The 16,683-nt window shown below is 46.8% G+C and carries 16 protein-coding genes, 2 tRNA genes and 1 pseudogene; 5 read left to right on the forward strand and 14 right to left on the reverse strand.

Annotated elements, in window-relative coordinates:
* The 6 genes from ACKPVM_RS19295 to ACKPVM_RS19320 all read right to left on the reverse strand — a co-directional run bounded on the left by ACKPVM_RS19295 (window position 1) and on the right by ACKPVM_RS19320 (window position 4,976).
* Window positions 1–225 (reverse strand): EexN family lipoprotein, encoded by a 225-nt coding sequence (locus ACKPVM_RS19295; RefSeq protein WP_039285683.1) that lies wholly within the window; start codon window positions 223–225, stop codon window positions 1–3.
* Between the two features lie 10 nt (window positions 226–235).
* Window positions 236–952 carry a TrbJ/VirB5 family protein gene (locus tag ACKPVM_RS19300; protein WP_040043049.1) on the reverse strand — a complete coding sequence of 239 codons (717 nt, stop codon included), beginning with the start codon at window positions 950–952 and terminating at the stop codon, window positions 236–238.
* A gap of 23 nt (window positions 953–975) precedes the next feature.
* Complete coding sequence (locus ACKPVM_RS19305; RefSeq protein ID WP_040043050.1) at window positions 976–3,723, reverse strand: VirB4 family type IV secretion/conjugal transfer ATPase; 2,748 nt, start codon at window positions 3,721–3,723, stop codon at window positions 976–978.
* A gap of 9 nt (window positions 3,724–3,732) precedes the next feature.
* Window positions 3,733–4,014 carry a TrbC/VirB2 family protein gene (locus ACKPVM_RS19310; protein WP_106389085.1) on the reverse strand — a complete coding sequence of 94 codons (282 nt, stop codon included), beginning with the start codon at window positions 4,012–4,014 and terminating at the stop codon, window positions 3,733–3,735.
* On the reverse strand, window positions 4,011–4,676 hold the full coding sequence (locus ACKPVM_RS19315) for a lytic transglycosylase domain-containing protein (RefSeq protein WP_040043051.1): 666 nt from the start codon (window positions 4,674–4,676) through the stop codon (window positions 4,011–4,013). The genes ACKPVM_RS19310 and ACKPVM_RS19315 overlap by 4 nt, the downstream gene beginning before the upstream one ends.
* A 78-nt stretch (window positions 4,677–4,754) precedes the next feature.
* Entirely contained in the window at window positions 4,755–4,976 is a 222-nt protein-coding gene (locus ACKPVM_RS19320; RefSeq protein ID WP_040043052.1) for a hypothetical protein, read from the reverse strand.
* Window positions 4,977–5,588: 612 nt separating this feature from the next.
* On the opposite strand from ACKPVM_RS19320, the gene ACKPVM_RS19325 reads away from it, so the two are divergent.
* Entirely contained in the window at window positions 5,589–8,693 is a 3,105-nt protein-coding gene (locus tag ACKPVM_RS19325; protein WP_040043053.1) for a hypothetical protein, read from the forward strand.
* A 334-nt stretch (window positions 8,694–9,027) separates the two neighbouring features.
* Here ACKPVM_RS19325 and ACKPVM_RS19330 read toward each other — a convergent pair whose 3' ends face one another.
* The 5 genes from ACKPVM_RS19330 to ACKPVM_RS19350 form a co-directional block, all read right to left on the reverse strand.
* On the reverse strand, window positions 9,028–9,237 hold the full coding sequence (locus ACKPVM_RS19330) for a TraR/DksA family transcriptional regulator (RefSeq protein ID WP_040043054.1): 210 nt from the start codon (window positions 9,235–9,237) through the stop codon (window positions 9,028–9,030).
* Window positions 9,227–9,811 (reverse strand): DUF2857 domain-containing protein, encoded by a 585-nt coding sequence (locus ACKPVM_RS19335; RefSeq protein WP_040043055.1) that lies wholly within the window; start codon window positions 9,809–9,811, stop codon window positions 9,227–9,229. The genes ACKPVM_RS19330 and ACKPVM_RS19335 overlap by 11 nt, the downstream gene beginning before the upstream one ends.
* Window positions 9,812–9,827: 16 nt before the next feature.
* On the reverse strand, window positions 9,828–10,022 hold the full coding sequence (locus tag ACKPVM_RS19340; RefSeq protein ID WP_025918863.1) for an AlpA family transcriptional regulator: 195 nt from the start codon (window positions 10,020–10,022) through the stop codon (window positions 9,828–9,830).
* Window positions 10,023–10,175: 153 nt separating this feature from the next.
* Window positions 10,176–11,090 (reverse strand): hypothetical protein, encoded by a 915-nt coding sequence (locus tag ACKPVM_RS19345; protein ID WP_052439303.1) that lies wholly within the window; start codon window positions 11,088–11,090, stop codon window positions 10,176–10,178.
* Between the two features lie 415 nt (window positions 11,091–11,505).
* A complete protein-coding gene (locus tag ACKPVM_RS19350) occupies window positions 11,506–11,778 on the reverse strand; it encodes a helix-turn-helix domain-containing protein (protein ID WP_039468625.1) in 273 nt (90 codons plus the stop codon).
* 146 nt (window positions 11,779–11,924) lie between these two features.
* Here ACKPVM_RS19350 and ACKPVM_RS19355 point away from each other — a divergent pair, with 146 nt between their 5' ends.
* Window positions 11,925–12,239: a helix-turn-helix domain-containing protein gene (locus ACKPVM_RS19355; RefSeq protein WP_038667684.1), complete on the forward strand. Its 315-nt coding sequence runs from the start codon at window positions 11,925–11,927 to the stop codon at window positions 12,237–12,239.
* Between the two features lie 183 nt (window positions 12,240–12,422).
* Complete coding sequence (locus tag ACKPVM_RS19360; protein WP_014699385.1) at window positions 12,423–12,737, forward strand: helix-turn-helix domain-containing protein; 315 nt, start codon at window positions 12,423–12,425, stop codon at window positions 12,735–12,737.
* A gap of 132 nt (window positions 12,738–12,869) precedes the next feature.
* On the opposite strand, the gene ACKPVM_RS19365 is transcribed toward ACKPVM_RS19360, so the two are convergent.
* The 3 genes from ACKPVM_RS19365 to mtfA all read right to left on the reverse strand — a co-directional run bounded on the left by ACKPVM_RS19365 (window position 12,870) and on the right by mtfA (window position 15,406).
* Complete coding sequence (locus tag ACKPVM_RS19365) at window positions 12,870–14,141, reverse strand: tyrosine-type recombinase/integrase (RefSeq protein WP_040043056.1); 1,272 nt, start codon at window positions 14,139–14,141, stop codon at window positions 12,870–12,872.
* 161 nt (window positions 14,142–14,302) lie between these two features.
* Window positions 14,303–14,378: transfer RNA gene (locus ACKPVM_RS19370), tRNA-Asn, on the reverse strand.
* Between the two features lie 224 nt (window positions 14,379–14,602).
* Window positions 14,603–15,406 (reverse strand): DgsA anti-repressor MtfA, encoded by an 804-nt coding sequence (gene mtfA / locus ACKPVM_RS19375; protein WP_409311394.1) that lies wholly within the window; start codon window positions 15,404–15,406, stop codon window positions 14,603–14,605.
* Between the two features lie 94 nt (window positions 15,407–15,500).
* Between mtfA and ACKPVM_RS19380 the strand changes: the two genes are divergently transcribed.
* Window positions 15,501–15,590, forward strand: a tRNA-Ser gene (locus ACKPVM_RS19380).
* Between the two features lie 707 nt (window positions 15,591–16,297).
* Window positions 16,298–16,519 (forward strand): annotated as a pseudogene (locus ACKPVM_RS19385) (ankyrin repeat domain-containing protein); the annotation flags it as partial.
* Between the last annotated feature and the right edge of the window lie 164 nt (window positions 16,520–16,683).

Consider the following 16,683-nt stretch of genomic DNA (forward strand, 5'->3'; position numbering starts at 1 on the left):
TTAATTCAAATCGGGAACCTTGGCATTTTCCTGACGTAGTTCAAATCGCGCTTCTCGTGCATTTTTGCAATCTTGGGAGTCATCACCGGATGATTCACACGCTTTATATCGCTGGTTCATTTCATCCGGATGATCTTTGTACCACTGCGTTGATTTCGGGTTGTCACACCCCGCCAGAAATAATGAGCTTAAAATAATCGGAAAAATGCAAAGTGACTTTTTCATTCTTACCCTCTTAATAATTAAAGTCAGGAATCGGAGCGGCGAGTTGTTGTTCATTGAATACTTTTTGCCGCTGTTGAGTCAACATCGCGGCTCGCTGTTCAGCCTGCTTGACTGACATTTCCCATTGACTGGTTAATGCGTTCAATTGTACGCTTTTGGCTGCCACCGCGTTAGCTAGGTCCTGTGACTCTTTCGAGTCTTTGGCGTTGGCAATACGGTCGGATAAGTCTGATATATCGTTTAATGTGCTATTAATCTTGTTTTGAACATCGCTGGTATTCTCAATCGAGACCGCCTGATTGAGAACAAGTTGTTTGCAACTTTCCAGATAACGTTGCGATGAACTGGACTGATTACAAATATCGAAAGATTGATATTTGTTATATAGGCGCTGAAGGTCAGAAGAATAATAACCGTTTGAGTTGGTCAACAGGTCATCCAGTGAAGTACCATTTTTACGGAGGTGTTCGATATCGTTTTTTAGGTTTTTAGCATCGTGGAGAAATCCCTGAATATCCCGTATGCCTGTTGCGGTCGCTAATTGCTGCTTATAGGCGTCAAGCTCGCTTTTATAGTGAGTGACCGTTTCCTGCCATTGCTGGAGTTTCTGAATCCATTGGTTAATCGACTCGGTATTACTGGCGGCATCAAATACCGGGATCCCAGCGCTGAGTGCGGGTGTGGAAACCAATAGCGATAACGCCAGAAACATCTTTCTGGTTTGCATGGTGATAACCTCCGAGGTGAATATCAGATAGCGTGGTTAAGGAACGTTTCTTTCCAGTCGCTGGGTGACATGCCTTCCTGATAAATGGCATCAAATATTTTCAGGTTGTCTTCACTGCCGCTCAGGATTTTGGTGATGTTCCCGAGGCCCGATAAATCCATCCTTGCCATGGCGACAAACGGGCGAGTTTCACCGGCACGTAGTGGTGTTTTCAGGACAACCATATAGTGCTCGCTCGGATCAAGACTGCGAACAATGTCGTAAACGCTTTCAGGGACTTTCATTTTCTCCACGTAATCTGCACGGCTGGCTTTGGGGTTAGCGAGAAAGATTTGAGTGCTGCACTGCTCAATAATCGCCGGAGCGATGGGATGCCTGACGATTTCATCGGGCGACTGGGTAGCGGGGATAAAAATGCCGTTCAGCTTGCGGATCACCTTGAGCATATTGAGGGAGAATTTAGAAAACTCGACATCCGCCAGCCATTTCCAGAATTCATCCATGAACATTACCAGTCGGCGACCATCCAACAGACTGGTGACGCGATAGAGCAGGTAGAAGGTGATCGGCCCACGTATGTCGTCATCATCCAGGAATTCCGTACCGTCGATACCAAAGTTATCAATATTGCTGATGTTGAATGTGTCCTCCTCGTTATCGAACACCCAGCCGAATTCACCGCCCTGCGCCCACTGTTTCAGGCGTATACGCAGACCGTTGGTCCGTGCCTCTTTGGTCGGTGGTTCGGGCAACACTTCCAACAGTCTGGTAATACCATAACGGCGATATTCCGGCGGGTAGTCCAGCATAATGGTGTCAACCGCAGTGCTGATACGCTCTTCATCGCGGGGATCGAGTGGCTTACCGTCACGACGGCACAGCATCCGAATCAGTCGCTTGATAAAGCTGATATTCCGTCGAGTGGGGGCAAGTGAAAACGGGTTAAATCCGGTAGGGATACCGGTTCGGATACGGAAGTAGCGACCGCCCATCTGGCGGATCGACATCTCTGCTGCTCTGTCTTTATCAAAGTAAACGGTGGTCAGCCGTTTGAGAGTGGCAGAGGCGGAAAATGTCGCCGGATTACGGTACTTCTGCATCAACTGTTTCATGATCGTCATCAGCAGGGTCTTTCCTGAACCTGTTTTACCTATGATGGCGGTATTCCCCGGCGTTTTCTCATTGAAGTCATTCCGTCCTGCCTGACTGTCATGCACGTTCAGATAGTAACCGCCGCCACCGGGGGATTTCAGGATGGCGATAGCCTCACCCCACGGATTGCCGTGGCGTTTATGGGGATGGAAGTTATGCAGACTGCCCATATCCGCGTAATTCTGGCTACTGACCACCACCAGACGGGGTCGCAGTGAATAGACGCCGGGAAGTTGAGCCAGATAGGCGGCAGGTAGCGACAGCGTGGACAGGGATGTCATGATACCGAGATCGTTAAAAGGCTGGGCCAGCGCATTAGTCTCCTTTATCACTTGCTCGGCGCTTGCGGACGAGACCAGAAGGGAAAAGTGATACTTGCCGCAAGATATATGCCCGGACTGGAGCAGGTCGCGTAAGACGATTAATTCCTCACGCTGTGAAATGGCGTCGTCGTCGGTTGAGTTCAGTCGTTTTTCCGCCAGTCGAATATGGTTTTGCGCTTCATCCCGCGCCATACAGGTGAAAGACTGCGTCAGCACATATTCGCTTTCGGCATACAAGAGCGCATCCAGCAGCCCGGTATAGGTCTCCGGTGAATAGTCTTTAATTTCCAGACTGCGGAAAAAACGGGAGCCACCGACCGTCTGACATTCGGCGGTATCGGTAGTGAAGAACACATCCGGCGTGCTGAGTGTTTGATAAAACGGTGTGCGCGTCACTGCCATGTTCTGCCATTTGCCGGTAATCAGGCGATGGTAGAAAGCCAGTTGCGAAGAGTAAACCCGACCTTTTTCCTCATAGAGGCCCAATGGCTTTGCCACGTAACGTGACAGGGCGGTGTGGATGGCTTCATGGTGTTCCAGCATCCCTTTCAGGGCATCATCCAGCGTCGCTTTCTTTTTTCCGGCTGGCTGCGTCTTCATGACTTTTTTCTCCAGCGTGGAGAACGGGGCATAACAGATGGTGAAAAACAGCCGATGTCGCCAGAGTGGTTTCTCTTTTAGTGGCTGGTAATAGCGTTCCGTGACTTCATCCGAAAAGGGGATGCCCGAACTGGCGTCAAAGCCATCCTGATATTTCTCCCGTATGCGGTGAATATAGAAGGTGATCGGTAGCCCTTCATACGAGCGGATCAGGTTGTTAAGGTGGCTTGTCAGCAATGTCAGATGATGTTCATCCTCACATTCAAAAACAGTACCGTCCAATTCCCAGCTAGCGACTAAATCACCGGCGCGATTTCTTATGATGTGAGGGTGAATGTGCGAAGAGTAAGGAATGTATTTATCCAGCGTGATGCGCTCGTTTAATTTCATCTTAACGGTAAACTCCGAAACATCGACGGCGTCATAGTGGCTTGCCAGCACGGCACGGGCACCGAAGTGGCGATCCGTGGCAAATCGCCCACGGGTTTTAAAGGCCAGCCACAGCAGTCCGAAATAATGAATATCCGTTCGGGCCTTTGCCTTCATTTCCAGCCAGGCAGGAATCAATAACAAGGCAAGATAATAGCTGGTGTAAACCGACAGCAGGACAATAGCCCCGCTGACGATCACGAACGGGACGAGAGGGATGCCCATAATGGCGGCTGGGCGGGTCAGTGCTTTGTTCAAGGTGGTCATCGGTTCCCCCTAGGATGCCCAATAAGCACCAAAGCCCGATGCGCCGACAATCAGGATGGCTCCGATAATGACGTTGCGCATGTCATGCAGGCTTTTACCGTCAAACAGTACCTTGTAACCCACCCACATGGTTGCCAGAGTGATCGTGACGGCGGCCAAGCCAAGCAAGCCGGTGGATGTATTACTCAGCGTATCGTTGGCTTTATTAAATCCGCTCCCGGCTGCCAGCGTTTGGGTTGAGATCAATAGGGAAGAAAACGCAGGCCAATATTTACGTGTTTGCATCGTCATTTCTCCTCATTAATTACAGGTAGGGATACATCGCCGCGAATGATGGCGTCGGGATAGTGCAGGGAGGTTAAAACCGGTATGGCTTTATCGGTAAGTTCACCGCGTAGGACGGTGGTCGGGTAATGAATCTCTGGGGTGGATTGGCTGGTGGTACTACGCTTGAGATCTTCCCGCGTTGATGGGACAGCATAGCCAATACGTTGGATATAACTGGTTTGGTTAAAGGCAGATTCTGGCTGCTGACCCGTATCGAAATTACCGGAATAGTAACAACTGAGTGCTCTTTTCAGCGTGCCGCCTCGCTGGTAGCAATCGGTGAGGATACGCTCAAAAACGGACAGATTAGTACACGGATCTAACAAGTCATAGGCCGTCACATTGTAATGGCGGAAGTTGGTACTGGTGATTTGCATCAGCCCGACCGAATAGCGGCGACCTTTTTCCTTTACCCGGTTGATGATGTTGACGGCAACTTGCCTGCTGGTGGGCTGATGAGAAATGACGCCTACGCTATCGGGCGTTCTTTCTTCCTTCGGCACAATCTCAGCGACGGCGTATGGATTAAAGCTGGATTCCACTTTAGCTACATCAAATGCGGTGTATGGGTGAATTGTGGCGGCACACTGCATGACCGCCGCCAGAAAAGCAGTGGATGAAAGCATGGTTGCCTCGGTAACAAATCTAGCCACACGCAGCCATCAGATAGTCGATGGCAAGCGCAAAGGAGGGGGAATTGAGCGTTAATCGTGCTGGGGTGCCTGCGGCGTATCGCTATCATCCTTGGGTTCAAGGAGCACTAGCTTACCGGAGACAGCAATACCGGGTATCAGTACGATGTTCAATCCAGGCTTGCCGTTATGAGCGAACGCTACGCCGACCTTTGTCCAGTAGGTGTTTTTCTCTCCGTTAGAATTGGGCTGGTTTTCCTGCGTGACAAACACGTGATAGGTAGGTTTTCTCATACTATTTCCTTTCATAAAAAGTCATGGTGAATTAACTCAATCGATCACATCCCGATTCTGCATTCCGGTTTCAACGGGTCAGCGAGAACATTCAGCGGCACCCTGAATTGTGGTTGTGTGATAGCCCGACTCATATTGTTAAAGAGCAATACTCGCCCCGGACGAATAAACGTCCATAAAGCTCGCCAGTGGAAGGTGGCGTGATAAGCGTGCGATATTGGCGTCAGGATGAAAATGAGAAAATCAAAAAGGGAATGAGAGAGAAAATATATAGTTTGATAATTATTATGAAAGGATGAATTAGATTAGATTTGAACTGGTGCTTTGTAGCCCATGGGAATACCTAATCTGGCAGACAGATTTGTGCCAGAAGCGGACGAGGTACACCATCTGTTCAGATGGCTAAATTCAATTAGTAACAACCCGCCTTCAAACAGTATTTCTCGGTGAGTAGCCTCGCCTCCAATTTTGCGATATCGTTCTTTTCTCTGATACACTTTCATCAATAAATGTCCCTCCATCCGGAAAGTACAAAAGCACAACATAAAAGCCGCACAACACGGGCGAAAGGCACTGCAGCAAACGAACACACTTTCTACTGACAGGAATAATATGCTTAAAAGGATTCTGGGCAGCGCACGTTACAGAACGGATAAGGTGATCAGAGATACCCTTCGCACCCATGACGCATTTCGGGAAGCCCGCTGGAACCTCCTGGAAAAAGTCATACTCTTTTGTTCGACGCATTATTTAAAATCTATCGGACTTTTGTTTTCAGGGTTTGCTGTGCTTTTCACCTTACTTTATTTTTTTAAACCCTGTATCAAGCCACTGGCGGAGCAATACGCCCCAGCATGGAAAACGCTTTTTGACTGGCAAACAAGCTTGCTGGGTGGTCAGCTCACCATTATTGGTATTGTTTACCCGCTAGTTGTGGGGCTGGTCAGCGTTATTTTTCAGAAAAAATCGACACGAAAGATTGTTCAGGCTGCCTATCAGCGCTATTCCGGATTCATGTTTGCGGGGCTCAGCGGCCTGTCCCTGTCAGCCTTCATTCTTGCTGGCAGCCTTATCCGCCCATTTAGCAGCAATTACAGCTACGCCATCCTGTGTGGGATTGCCATTCTCTGGATGCTGCTTAACATCGGACTCTCGATCTGGTTTTTCATACAAAGCATCAGTGTGCTCCATGATGCCCGCCGGGAGCGGATGGTGTTTCGGTATCTGGTTTCTGATGCCTTCATGCCCGCTATCCGAGATATCATTCTTCAGGGTTTTCTTCGCCAGCCAGTTCGTCACCGCATGCTGAACGTCGGGGCATTTCAGGCCATCAGGTTGCACGATAATGATTCTGAACACGGTTATCAGACCATAACCAAAAAGTACGAGGCCTCATCTGACCTCCTTGATATCTGGTATCGTCCTTTAACGCTGATCCTGAAGCATCTGGATGCCCGACTGGCTGGCAAAAATCAGCAGGTCAGTCTTGCGTTCTCCCCCCGACACGTTGCAGTTTCCGGCAATGACAGGCAACCGATTTTTAAAATTAAAGGGGGAGACATCAGAGAGGTATATCTGAAGCTCTTGATAGCCTGTTTTAGGGGTGGAGAAAGAAAATCCCTTCCGGTCAACCAAGAAGCGCTGGTCAAGGGGATAAGCGGTGATATTTATGATGCCCTTAGTGAGGGGGATATTAATGCTTTTGAAGAAGCAGTACATAACATGTGCAGCACCTTCTCCGGTATGCTCAATGTTTTTCAGTACTCTTCGCCGCAGGGGAGCCAAAACCTGCTGCTGATAAAAGACGGGGTCTATGACGACAGTTTTGTCGAAAAATTTTACACAGAACTCTATTTACTCTTCAGACAGGCGATGCTGAAAACTGAGGTCAGTGACCGTTTTTTTGCCCGGTGTATGCGCATTCCCCTGATGATCTACGGGATGAGAGACAGGGTAACCTTACGGGAAAATCAACTGGGACTCATGTATACCGGCTATGCCTGGGAAACGCTGATGGACTGGGGACACACAAATCACCTCAGAATGACGCTCAGCCAGCGTCAAGTTTATGAAGGATTAGTCACGAAGTTCGTTGAGCTGTGGGAAGGCTGGCTCGATGTGATCGCGAATAAAAATACCTGTGTTCCCGATGACCGTATCTTTCATGATGCCCTGCGAAAACATCTCCTGACCCTGCCGCACATTGTCGTTTCCGCCATCCGCTCCGGTGAAACGTTTGCGGCAGATTGGGCACTGGATCTGCTGCACCGGTGGGCCCATAAGTTGCGTCTGGACGATGACGATGACGTTGATGTCGCGAAGTACTTCTTCACAACACCTGCGTCTATCCCCTCAAAGCCGTTCACTGGTCAGGCGTACCGTAATGGCCTAGTCGATATCCGGTTGTGTACGGCGGCATTTCTTATCCACCAGGTAGTGGAAGAACCCACGCTTAACGTTGAAAGTGCTGTCCATTCCCTATTAGCAGGTTCTCTGACTGAAAAAACAGGGGTCTTTGACAACGGCTCCCCGGCCATTACCTCCGGGCAGCAAATCATTGATATTTATCTGCGCACCTATTTATGGGGAGGACGCAATTTCGGGTCAGAACCTGGCTGGCTTGAGGGACTAATCGGGGAACTTTCAGCAGCGCATGGGAAGCCGATGATTAGCGGCCGTGTATATATGGGGAATCGGCTCACTGATGTAGGTGATCTCATCACCGCTTTCGTTCAACTGGGGATTATGATGTCGAGCTCGGTTTTCCAAGTCTCACAAGCGGTTAAACAATCTCTCGAAGGGAATATGTTCGATTACCGCGGAAAAGAGAAAGTTGCCTGTATTCTGAACGCCATCCGGGAACATACTGATCAACAAACTCAATTTGCGCTCCCCCATCAGGACGATTTCGGAGCCTGCAAGGATCGGTTTCAACAGACGCTTGCTGCATATTGCGATGCTGTGGTACAGAGCCAGCGTCAGGATATTGAGAAAGCCGAAATTGATGAGGATCGTCTTGTCATTCTTGGTCATAACGTCTCGACCTTGCTCCGAGAAAAACTCGAAACACACCCTTTGATGACATTTTTCAGTAGTACACAGTTCAGTAAAAAAACAGACGACTTCGAAGAGAAGACATTTATCTCAATCTCCGATAAAGAATATTATGCCAGAGGGATAAAAACCTCACAAATACTCAATGAAGTCAGTGAATGGGTATGCACCGCGCTGAAAGACATGTGGAACGACGTTCTTTCAAAGCAGCTGCGTCGCGACGCAGAATGCAATATGCAGGTAGCTCATTTTGCAGATATCCTCGCTTTCGTGTGTGAAAGTGAGACTGTCGACAATGGCAGTAAACTGGTAGTTTCTGGTAGAGCGTTCTTCGATGAGTATCAAGTTTGGCGCTGGGAGAATTCAGCGGTGGCAGATGCTATGTTGAACTCTGATAAGTCTGGTAATAAATACCTGAAAACGAGTAAAGGCCTCTGTCGGCTGATTTTCGCTCCTTGGCTAGATCTGCATTGCGCTATTCTGACGGACGACACCTATTTTGACCATCTTTCGATAGCGGAGAGTACCACGGGGGATATTATCACCCTAAGTGGCAGGCCGGTGCCGGATAACCCTTACCGCATTGAGTTACATATGGCTTATTCGATCCAAGAGCGTTATCACGGCAACATCCGCATGCGCTTTCAGCGAAACGAAAACTGAGCGGACCACCTTAAGGCCATACAGGAAATGAGAAAACCAAGGGATGAAATAGGTTTGAACTGATCCCCGTTGATTATTACGCACCAATGTTAGTCCTGCATCCCGACGGTCATGAAAATGCGAACTTCCGCTTCTCGCTCATTGCTGACTGTCAGGTTTAATCGTGTTCTAACACAGAACCTTGCCAAATCAAGGCTGAGGCAATACAAATAAGTAATAATGGTAGTGATTTTCTATTCAGCCTTTCGATGCTATAAAATATTTATAGTGATTGATTCAGATAATAAAAAACGCGCAGAGAAGATAGCTTCTCTGCGCGAATGTCATCCTGTTATCAGCGCTGGTGGCGCTCAAGTATGGTTTGGCATTCCGTACAGGTTGTCACGCCCGGCAGGGTTTGCCGTCGCTGCTCGGGAATGGATTCACCGCATAAACGGCAGTAATGTAATGAAGGCGTGGTTGCTGGCTTGAAACGGTTCTGTTCAATCATTTCTTCCAGGCGTTGCTCATTAAATTCCTGATCGCGATCGATCTCATCTGGCATGCGATGTCCTCCTGTTCAGTGCTTCTTTCTCACAAAGGGTGATACGGTTCCAGACGGCGGTCAGGGAAGGCCCTTTTTCCCTGGAAGATAAGGATTCAGTAACCAGCATCATTGCTTCCAGTGCGTCAGGAGTATCAAGGCTTTCAGTGCGTTTCTTTTTCCATGACAGCCAGATTTCGGCATCAACGGTTTCATCTGGAATAGGCGTTCGTCCATAAGGGGTGGTGACACCCAGCAACCGGCGGCGCGTGCAGACCTCATTTGAGGTGAGACCAAAAAAATGATTCAGGAGTGCAATAGACCCTCCCAATCTGATGGCCCGATTAATCTGCTGCTGGCGTAGCGCTTCCCGATGGGACAGCGTTAGGATCTGTTGTAGAACGTCGTGACGGACAGTGATCGACATAAACTGTGCGGATGCCCGGCTGACGATAAACAGTTCGTCGAGGGATAGCTGATTGAGGGCATTCAATTCGTCGAATGTGAATCCTAACGTTTCACAATAACGAAAATTACCTTCCTTGAGTGCGGCAAGGGCGTTTGTTAATACCGCGTAATTCAGTGAGGGGAACATAATGCTATATCTCCCTTCAGCGCGTTAAGCGGTTAGATAATTTGAAGTTAATCCATTCGTCAATTTCAGATTCAAGCCAAGCCACACTGGCAGGTCCAATCTTTATTGAGGAGGGAAAGGCACCTTCTTTCATGTACAGGTAGATTTGCGAGCGTTTCAGGCCGGTTTTTACTTCCACTTGTTTCAGACGTAATAACTGATGCGATGTCATAAATACCTCCAGTGCAGAAATGGGATATGCCCGGAGATGACAAAAAAACACAGTGAGGAAAGGAGTGAAAGTTGAAGAGCCCGTATTACGGACACCACAATCCTTAATACGGGTTTTTAGATTGAAGCGTGTAATGTCATTTTAATTGGGGGCCTAAGCGGACGTAGGTGAACCACGTTCAAGCGCCGTTTTTAACGTATCGCCGCTGAATCGGTCGGTCATGCCTTCGTCTGATGCCCATTGTTCAAAGATGGACAGAAGCTTATATGGTTGCCTGATTAATGGGCTGATAGACTCATTGTTTTTACAGGCAAGCCAGAACAGTCTGGATAATGGAGTGGATATACGTGTCGAGGAGGGGGGAGAGGTATCGTTTTTGGTTGGCATGTTAATTAATTTTTCAAGTTCGGCATGTTTGATGACAAAACATGCATCCTTTGGCAAATCATGAATCGGAAAATATTCTCTATGGCTATACTGCTTTGTTTTCTGGTATGGGATTTTTTCAGTAATATGTGATGCGATATTTTTAGGGAGTCTCATGATTTGCTGTTTTATCCTTTCGCGATACCTGATTTTCTCAAATATTTGAAAATGATCGTCGCCGATATTGACAGTAAGACCATAGTTAACGTGATTTTCTCCGATTACGGGTTGTGGAATACCCAGAGATCTCGCTAATAAACGTTGAACCAGAACGTATTCATAACCGATGAGCGTTGTATCAATCACTTGTTGAGTGGGGTAAGTATATTTACCCTCGGTGGTGACGATTAAGTTTCTGTTATTGATGAAACAGTTTTTTTCGAGAATGCATAGCTGGTTAATCAAATGATTGCCTATAGGCTTAAGCTTTGCCTTAGCATTTGATGTTTTGATTTTTCGTAAGATGACTGGAGATTGGAAGTAGAGCGAAAGATTGATATCTCCGTATAAGGTATGGCGATAAATATCAGCTTCTGTTAACGGTGAGTTTCTTATCTGAGTCGCTATCGCAATAGCTTCTGGTATCGTAATCCAGTTAAATGCATCACTTTTGGTATTGAACATCCTATTTTTCATTATCATGATTCATCTCCTTTATATGAAAATGATATATTGCATAGGTGGCTAACGTTTCCTTATGCAGCCATGACGTATAGATAGGATTCTGAAAATGAGGAATAGGATTAGTGAGGGGTTGTTGGGATAACGATGATGTTATTGATCGCTTTTCGCTGGCCGTCACAAAAAATGTCTAAATTAGGAAGCCATCACCAAACTAGCTATCTCGCTCATGTCGATTGTTACTCCACGCGTTACAGATTTTATTCAGATCAACACAGTCAAAGCTCTGTATCAAAAAAGAAGGGACATACCCTGAATCAGGCATATCAATTGGTTCGAGGTAATTAACGAACCAATTGATGATGCGGAATGGTTGAATCGAGTGGAGACCAGAATGTTATTCCCTGATGGTTGGCGATTAAGCCCAGCAAGTGATCTAATTGTTTTTATGACGAATTTCTCGCGGAATGCGTTGCCCTTGTGAATCGAAATAACGATTCGGCCAGATTTCACTCGCTGGAATGCCCAGTGCATCGGCGATCAGTCGTTCACCTTTCGGCCAGGGTCGGTTTAGTGCATTTGCAAGCGTTGATGAACTAAGACCCGCCTCACGTGATACGGCTGCTAACGTCGTCTTTCGTTTGCGCAGGGCTGCAATGATATCGGCAGGGTGCCAGTCCATTCGTTGTTTTTGTTGTTCAATGTTCATACTTCCCCCTCTTGGATTGAAACTTTACTTCTTCCAGTAAACTATATCTTTATTTTGGTGCAAAAAACAATCAAAAATAAAGATAAAATTTATTTAGGAAAGAAATGCTTTAAGAAGGGCTTACCGAGAGAAGCGATAATCAGTCTATGTTGATCAGGACCGTGGATAACACCGTGATTGGTAAGCGATTAAGACTAGCCCGAGTGAACAAGGGATTAAAGCAGGCAGAGCTCGGTTGCCTAGCTGGTCTGGATGAGGAAACGGCAAGCTCTCGTGTGAGTCAATATGAAAGAGAAGTCAGTGCGCCAGATTTTGGGTTGGTTTCTCGGTTTGCTACAGTGCTGGATGTTCCTGAAGCGTATTTCTATGCTGTCGATGACGATCTCGCCACCTTGATCTTACAGTATCACCGTTTCAAGAAAGCCAACCCAAACTCCACGCTGCTCATCACACCTCAGTAAGGTTGGTGCCTAATGCGTCTGGTGTTCAATTCCTGTGCATTTACCCTCCTAAATTTAATTATTCCTACTCTCAATAAATTAAACCTTCATTTTTGATCTTAAAACAACCAAAAATAAATTTTAAATTTACTGGGTAAAGAACCACTTCAAGAGAGGCATGGCGGGAACGGCGATAATCGACTTATGTTAATCTGCGAAGCAGGTAATGTCGTGATTGGTAAACGATTAAGATTGGCCCGAGTGAATGCAGGATTAAAACAGGTCGAGCTCGGTTGTCTCGCTGGACTGGATGAAGAGACGTCGAGTTCCCGCGTAAGCCAATATGAAAGGGAAGTTAGTTCACCGGATTTTGGTCTGGTTTGTCGGTTTGCGGCGGTGCTGGATGTGCCGGAAGCCTATTTCTATGCTGTCGATGAGGATCTCGCAACGCTAATCTTGCAGTACCATCGTTACAAGAAAAGTAACCCTAATTCTACGTTGTTGATTACCCCGCAATAGACATTTATTCCCATATCCAGTCTGAGTAATCTCCTGACATTTCTCGATTTTTTTGAAAGGTTGAGGCTAGGTTTTTTCGCAGTCTGAAAAGCAGATCCTGTTATCAGGATCTGCTCTTAGGAGCGTTATCGATCAGGCAGCTCCAGCCGTCTTATGTTGTTGCGCATAAATGTATGGCGCAATATATCCTTCTCGGTTGGTATCCAGATAATCCGACCACCATTGCATCATCGCTTTACGGGCATCGAGATATTCTGCTTTATGGATGTAAGCCGCTCGAACGCTATTGCGTTCCTGGTGGCTCATCTGCCGTTCAACGGCATCCTGCGCCCACAGTCCAGATTCCATCAGCGCACTACAGGCCATTGCCCGGAATCCATGACCGCAGATTTCATCTTTCGTGTCATACCCCATCAAGCGTAGCGCCTTGTTAATTGTGTTTTCGCACATTGGCTTATACGGGTTATGGTCACCGGGGAATATCAGCTCCTGATGCCCGGATATTTCCCGTATCTGTTTCAGAATAGTGATGGACTGACGGGAGAGGGGAACGATATGCGGCGTGCGCATTTTCGCCCCACGCCCAGAGTAGCGGACACCGGGGATGGCTTCGCGGGTGGCTGGAATGGTCCAGATTTTGTTTCTGAAATCGATCTCAGACCAGCGGGCAAAACGCAGTTCGCTGGAACGGATGAACAGGTGCAGGGTGAGTGAGACTGCCAAGCGGGTTAATTCACGTCCTTGCTTGTAGTCCTCAATGCTAGCCAACAGCTCTGGCAGTCGTTCCAGTGGAAGGGCAGGGTAGTGGCGTTTAACGGGAGGGGCGATAATGCCATTCAAATTTGCCGCCGGGTTGTGCTCTATCAACTCCTGATGCACGGCATGACGCATGATGTTGCACATATGCTGCCGGGTTCGTGCCGCCACTTCCAGCAAACCTTTTTTCTCAATCCCTTTCAGCAGATCGATGAAGTGGCGAGTTTTCAACTCTGTGACTGGCAAGTGTCCAATTATCGGGAAGATATGGTTGTTCATGCTGGAAAGCAGACGGGCGGCATGATTTTCTGACCAAGTTCTGTTGCTTTTATGCCAGCTCAATGCCACGGTCTTGAAACTCTTTGCAGGAGAACGAGCCGCCTTCTCAGCTGCACGTTGCTGTGCCGGGTTGATATTTTGCACCAGCAGTTTGCGGAGTTCATCACGTTTCTGGCGTGCTTCTGACAGACTGATTAACGGATAAGCGCCCAACGCTATGCGGGTCTCTTTGCCACAAAAATAATATCTGAAGTACCAGAGACGCGAGCCAGTAGGTTTAACGTGAAGATATAGGCCGTGTGAATCGGATAGCTTTATGGGGGTAACAGGTGGTTTTAAGTTGCGGATTTTAGTGTCATTAAGGGACATATGCGGGTCACTCCATTATCGAACCGGAAAGACCCCAAATCTGACCACCAAATTCTCCCGATGCGGAGGGAAAACTGAAAATGCATCGGGAAGACTTTTCACGCTAACCTATTGAATCTACATCGTATAAGGATTCGCAAAGCGGCATGAAAACAAGAATTTGGCTCCTCTGACTGGACTCGAACCAGTGACATACGGATTAACAGTCCGCCGTTCTACCGACTGAACTACAGAGGAATTGTGTGAACGGGGCGCATGATATCTGGCACCTGCTATGCTGTCAACGGCAAAATCGGCGTTATCGTTTGACTGTTTAGGCTATATACAATTCCGTGCTTATTTTGAACGATATCCCAGTCATTTTTCAGGTTGCAAGCGCATGAGCTTTCTTGCGTCACTTCCTGAAACGCCAGCGTCCACGTTGTTCAAAATGATCACGTTCTGTGTGGTAATTCAATGTGTTACTGAGTAAAGGTCATCGGTAAGTTGTAGTTTGTACTATCTTGCCAGGTTTTAAGTCGTCCTAAAGGATCTTGAGCATAGAACCCCATAAAACACTGATATAGCATTGGGAAGCGTTCTGATAATAATTCAGGTGCGCTGAAAAAATATTCAGAAAGTACAGCAAAGCACTCTGCGGGATCTTGAGCGGCATAAGGATCCATACTGGCGGCATCCTCTCCCACGAGGTCAATTTCTTCCTGCAAGGCGTCCATTGCCGAATGTAAATGTTGTTCCCATGCTGCAACATCGCGCAGGGCAATAGCCGGCACGCCGGTGGCATCGCCACCACTACGGACATCTAATTTATGAGCAACTTCATGAATAACAAGATTGAAGCCGGAAAGATCAAACGAATCCTGAACTTCCTGCCAATTGAGAATAATAGGACCTTGATCCCAACTTTGTCCTGATTGCACTATTTTACCGGTATGCACTAACCCGATATCGTCTTGCCATTCGTCATCGACAATAAAAGGGCCGGGATAAATGAGTATTTCGTGGAAACCATCCAGATACTCGATGCCAAGTTCTAGAACCGGTAATGAAAAGAGTAATGCAATACGCTGTTGCATCAGTTCGGTTAGTACTAATCCTTGTAACGGCATTAGGCGTTTTAATTTTAGAACCTGTTCAGCAATCGCGATTAGCTTCTTCCGCTCTATATCGGTTAAGGGCGCAAAAATAGGAATCGACATTGCTGATTGCCAGTGTTCCAACATCTCAATGGGACGCTCGTTTTTTTTCCACGGCCATTTAATCATCGTTATTGCTCGCTAAGTCATCACTTGAGTTTAGAGGCGAGGGCTGATGCTGTTAAAATGCCGCAAAAGAGGGCATCATAGCAACCAGTTAAACGGAGAGATGCCGGAGCGGCTGAACGGACCGGTCTCGAAAACCGGAGTAGGGGCAACTCTACCGGGGGTTCAAATCCCCCTCTCTCCGCCAATCAATGGATGAAATCAATAAATTAAAATTGGTTTTTGATTTTGTCCTGCATAAATTCCTGTCTTAAAATTTTTTCTCTCTGCTGTTTTGTGCCGCTAACGCTGCCATTTTTATCATGTTGCCTCTTGTTGGGCATCCACTTTTACTCTCTCTAGCTCACACTCTTAAAACAAATTATTTTTGGATCTTTGTTGGTATGTGAAATTTGCTCTGGCTGGTGGATTTTATAGCTATTATCAGTACTTGCTCTCCTATCTTGTGATGAAAGTCCGGCAGGACTCGAAAAACGGGGGAAGTTGCCAACCTGTTGAGTCGATAAGCTTAAAATGTTTATTAAAAGGTAGGCGAACACTTTGGATATGGGTACACTGTGCCTTCGTTAAGGGAGTAATCGTGTGTTTTGTGGCACGTTATTTTGTGTTTATATCTGCCATACTTCAAGTCGTGCGTTTTTTCCCTACAGCTCGAATTATTTAGAGTATATGAGATGTACTGCATGTCAGGTACAAAGAATTCACTTCTACGTTTCTTTCACCTTATATCTCATTACAATATTTATTATTGCATTTCTCATGGAGAGAAGAATGAATTTTATTAAATATTTCGGAATTGGATTAATATTCCTGTTAGCTGGTTGTCAGTCAGAAGAAGATACCCACCAATTTTTACTCGCTTGCAAATACGATTCTGTTGCCGATATTGAAACGATGCTGAATAACGGCATTGATGTCGATAGTAAAAATAAGGATGGCATCAGCGGATTAATGATTGCAGCAGCAGAGAATCGTAAAGATGTGGTCGAGTTACTACTCAAACATAAGGCCGATCCTGATATACAAACTCGCACAGGAGTATCAGCGCTAATGTTTGCTGCATCCAGAGGAAGTGATATGATGATTATCAGTGCGCTGATTAATGCGAAGAGTGATATAAATCTGACGACGAATGATCATTCCAATGCGTTAATGCATGCCGTTTCAAACGGTGCCGAAATAAATGATAATTATCAACTTATTTCCAGTTTGAAAAAACCAGGTAAGCCTGAGCCTGAGCCTGAGCCTGAGCCTGAGCCTGAGCCTGAGCCTGAGCCTGA

The sequence above is a fragment of the Pectobacterium hainanensis genome, assembly GCF_046237015.1.
In the GTDB taxonomy this organism is placed as follows: domain Bacteria; phylum Pseudomonadota; class Gammaproteobacteria; order Enterobacterales; family Enterobacteriaceae; genus JBJYIN01.

Excerpts from the sequence above, each read along its gene's own strand:
- ACKPVM_RS19340 (WP_025918863.1), bottom strand. The coding sequence starts at position 10,022 with ATGACATCGCATCAGTTATTACGTCTGAAACAAGTGGAAGTAAAAACC.
- ACKPVM_RS19320 (WP_040043052.1), bottom strand. The coding sequence starts at position 4,976 with ATGAGAAAACCTACCTATCACGTGTTTGTCACGCAGGAAAACCAGCCC.
- ACKPVM_RS19365 (WP_040043056.1), bottom strand. The coding sequence starts at position 14,141 with ATGTCCCTTAATGACACTAAAATCCGCAACTTAAAACCACCTGTTACC.
- ACKPVM_RS19350 (WP_039468625.1), bottom strand. The coding sequence starts at position 11,778 with ATGAACATTGAACAACAAAAACAACGAATGGACTGGCACCCTGCCGAT.
- ACKPVM_RS19300 (WP_040043049.1), bottom strand. The coding sequence starts at position 952 with ATGCAAACCAGAAAGATGTTTCTGGCGTTATCGCTATTGGTTTCCACA.
- ACKPVM_RS19305 (WP_040043050.1), bottom strand. The coding sequence starts at position 3,723 with ATGACCACCTTGAACAAAGCACTGACCCGCCCAGCCGCCATTATGGGC.
- mtfA (WP_409311394.1), bottom strand. The coding sequence starts at position 15,406 with ATGATTAAATGGCCGTGGAAAAAAAACGAGCGTCCCATTGAGATGTTG.
- ACKPVM_RS19315 (WP_040043051.1), bottom strand. The coding sequence starts at position 4,676 with ATGCTTTCATCCACTGCTTTTCTGGCGGCGGTCATGCAGTGTGCCGCC.
- ACKPVM_RS19330 (WP_040043054.1), bottom strand. The coding sequence starts at position 9,237 with ATGCCAGATGAGATCGATCGCGATCAGGAATTTAATGAGCAACGCCTG.
- ACKPVM_RS19310 (WP_106389085.1), bottom strand. The coding sequence starts at position 4,014 with ATGACGATGCAAACACGTAAATATTGGCCTGCGTTTTCTTCCCTATTG.
- ACKPVM_RS19360 (WP_014699385.1), top strand. The coding sequence starts at position 12,423 with ATGTTAATCTGCGAAGCAGGTAATGTCGTGATTGGTAAACGATTAAGA.
- ACKPVM_RS19295 (WP_039285683.1), bottom strand. The coding sequence starts at position 225 with ATGAAAAAGTCACTTTGCATTTTTCCGATTATTTTAAGCTCATTATTT.
- ACKPVM_RS19325 (WP_040043053.1), top strand. The coding sequence starts at position 5,589 with ATGCTTAAAAGGATTCTGGGCAGCGCACGTTACAGAACGGATAAGGTG.
- ACKPVM_RS19355 (WP_038667684.1), top strand. The coding sequence starts at position 11,925 with ATGTTGATCAGGACCGTGGATAACACCGTGATTGGTAAGCGATTAAGA.
- ACKPVM_RS19335 (WP_040043055.1), bottom strand. The coding sequence starts at position 9,811 with ATGTTCCCCTCACTGAATTACGCGGTATTAACAAACGCCCTTGCCGCA.
- ACKPVM_RS19345 (WP_052439303.1), bottom strand. The coding sequence starts at position 11,090 with ATGATAATGAAAAATAGGATGTTCAATACCAAAAGTGATGCATTTAAC.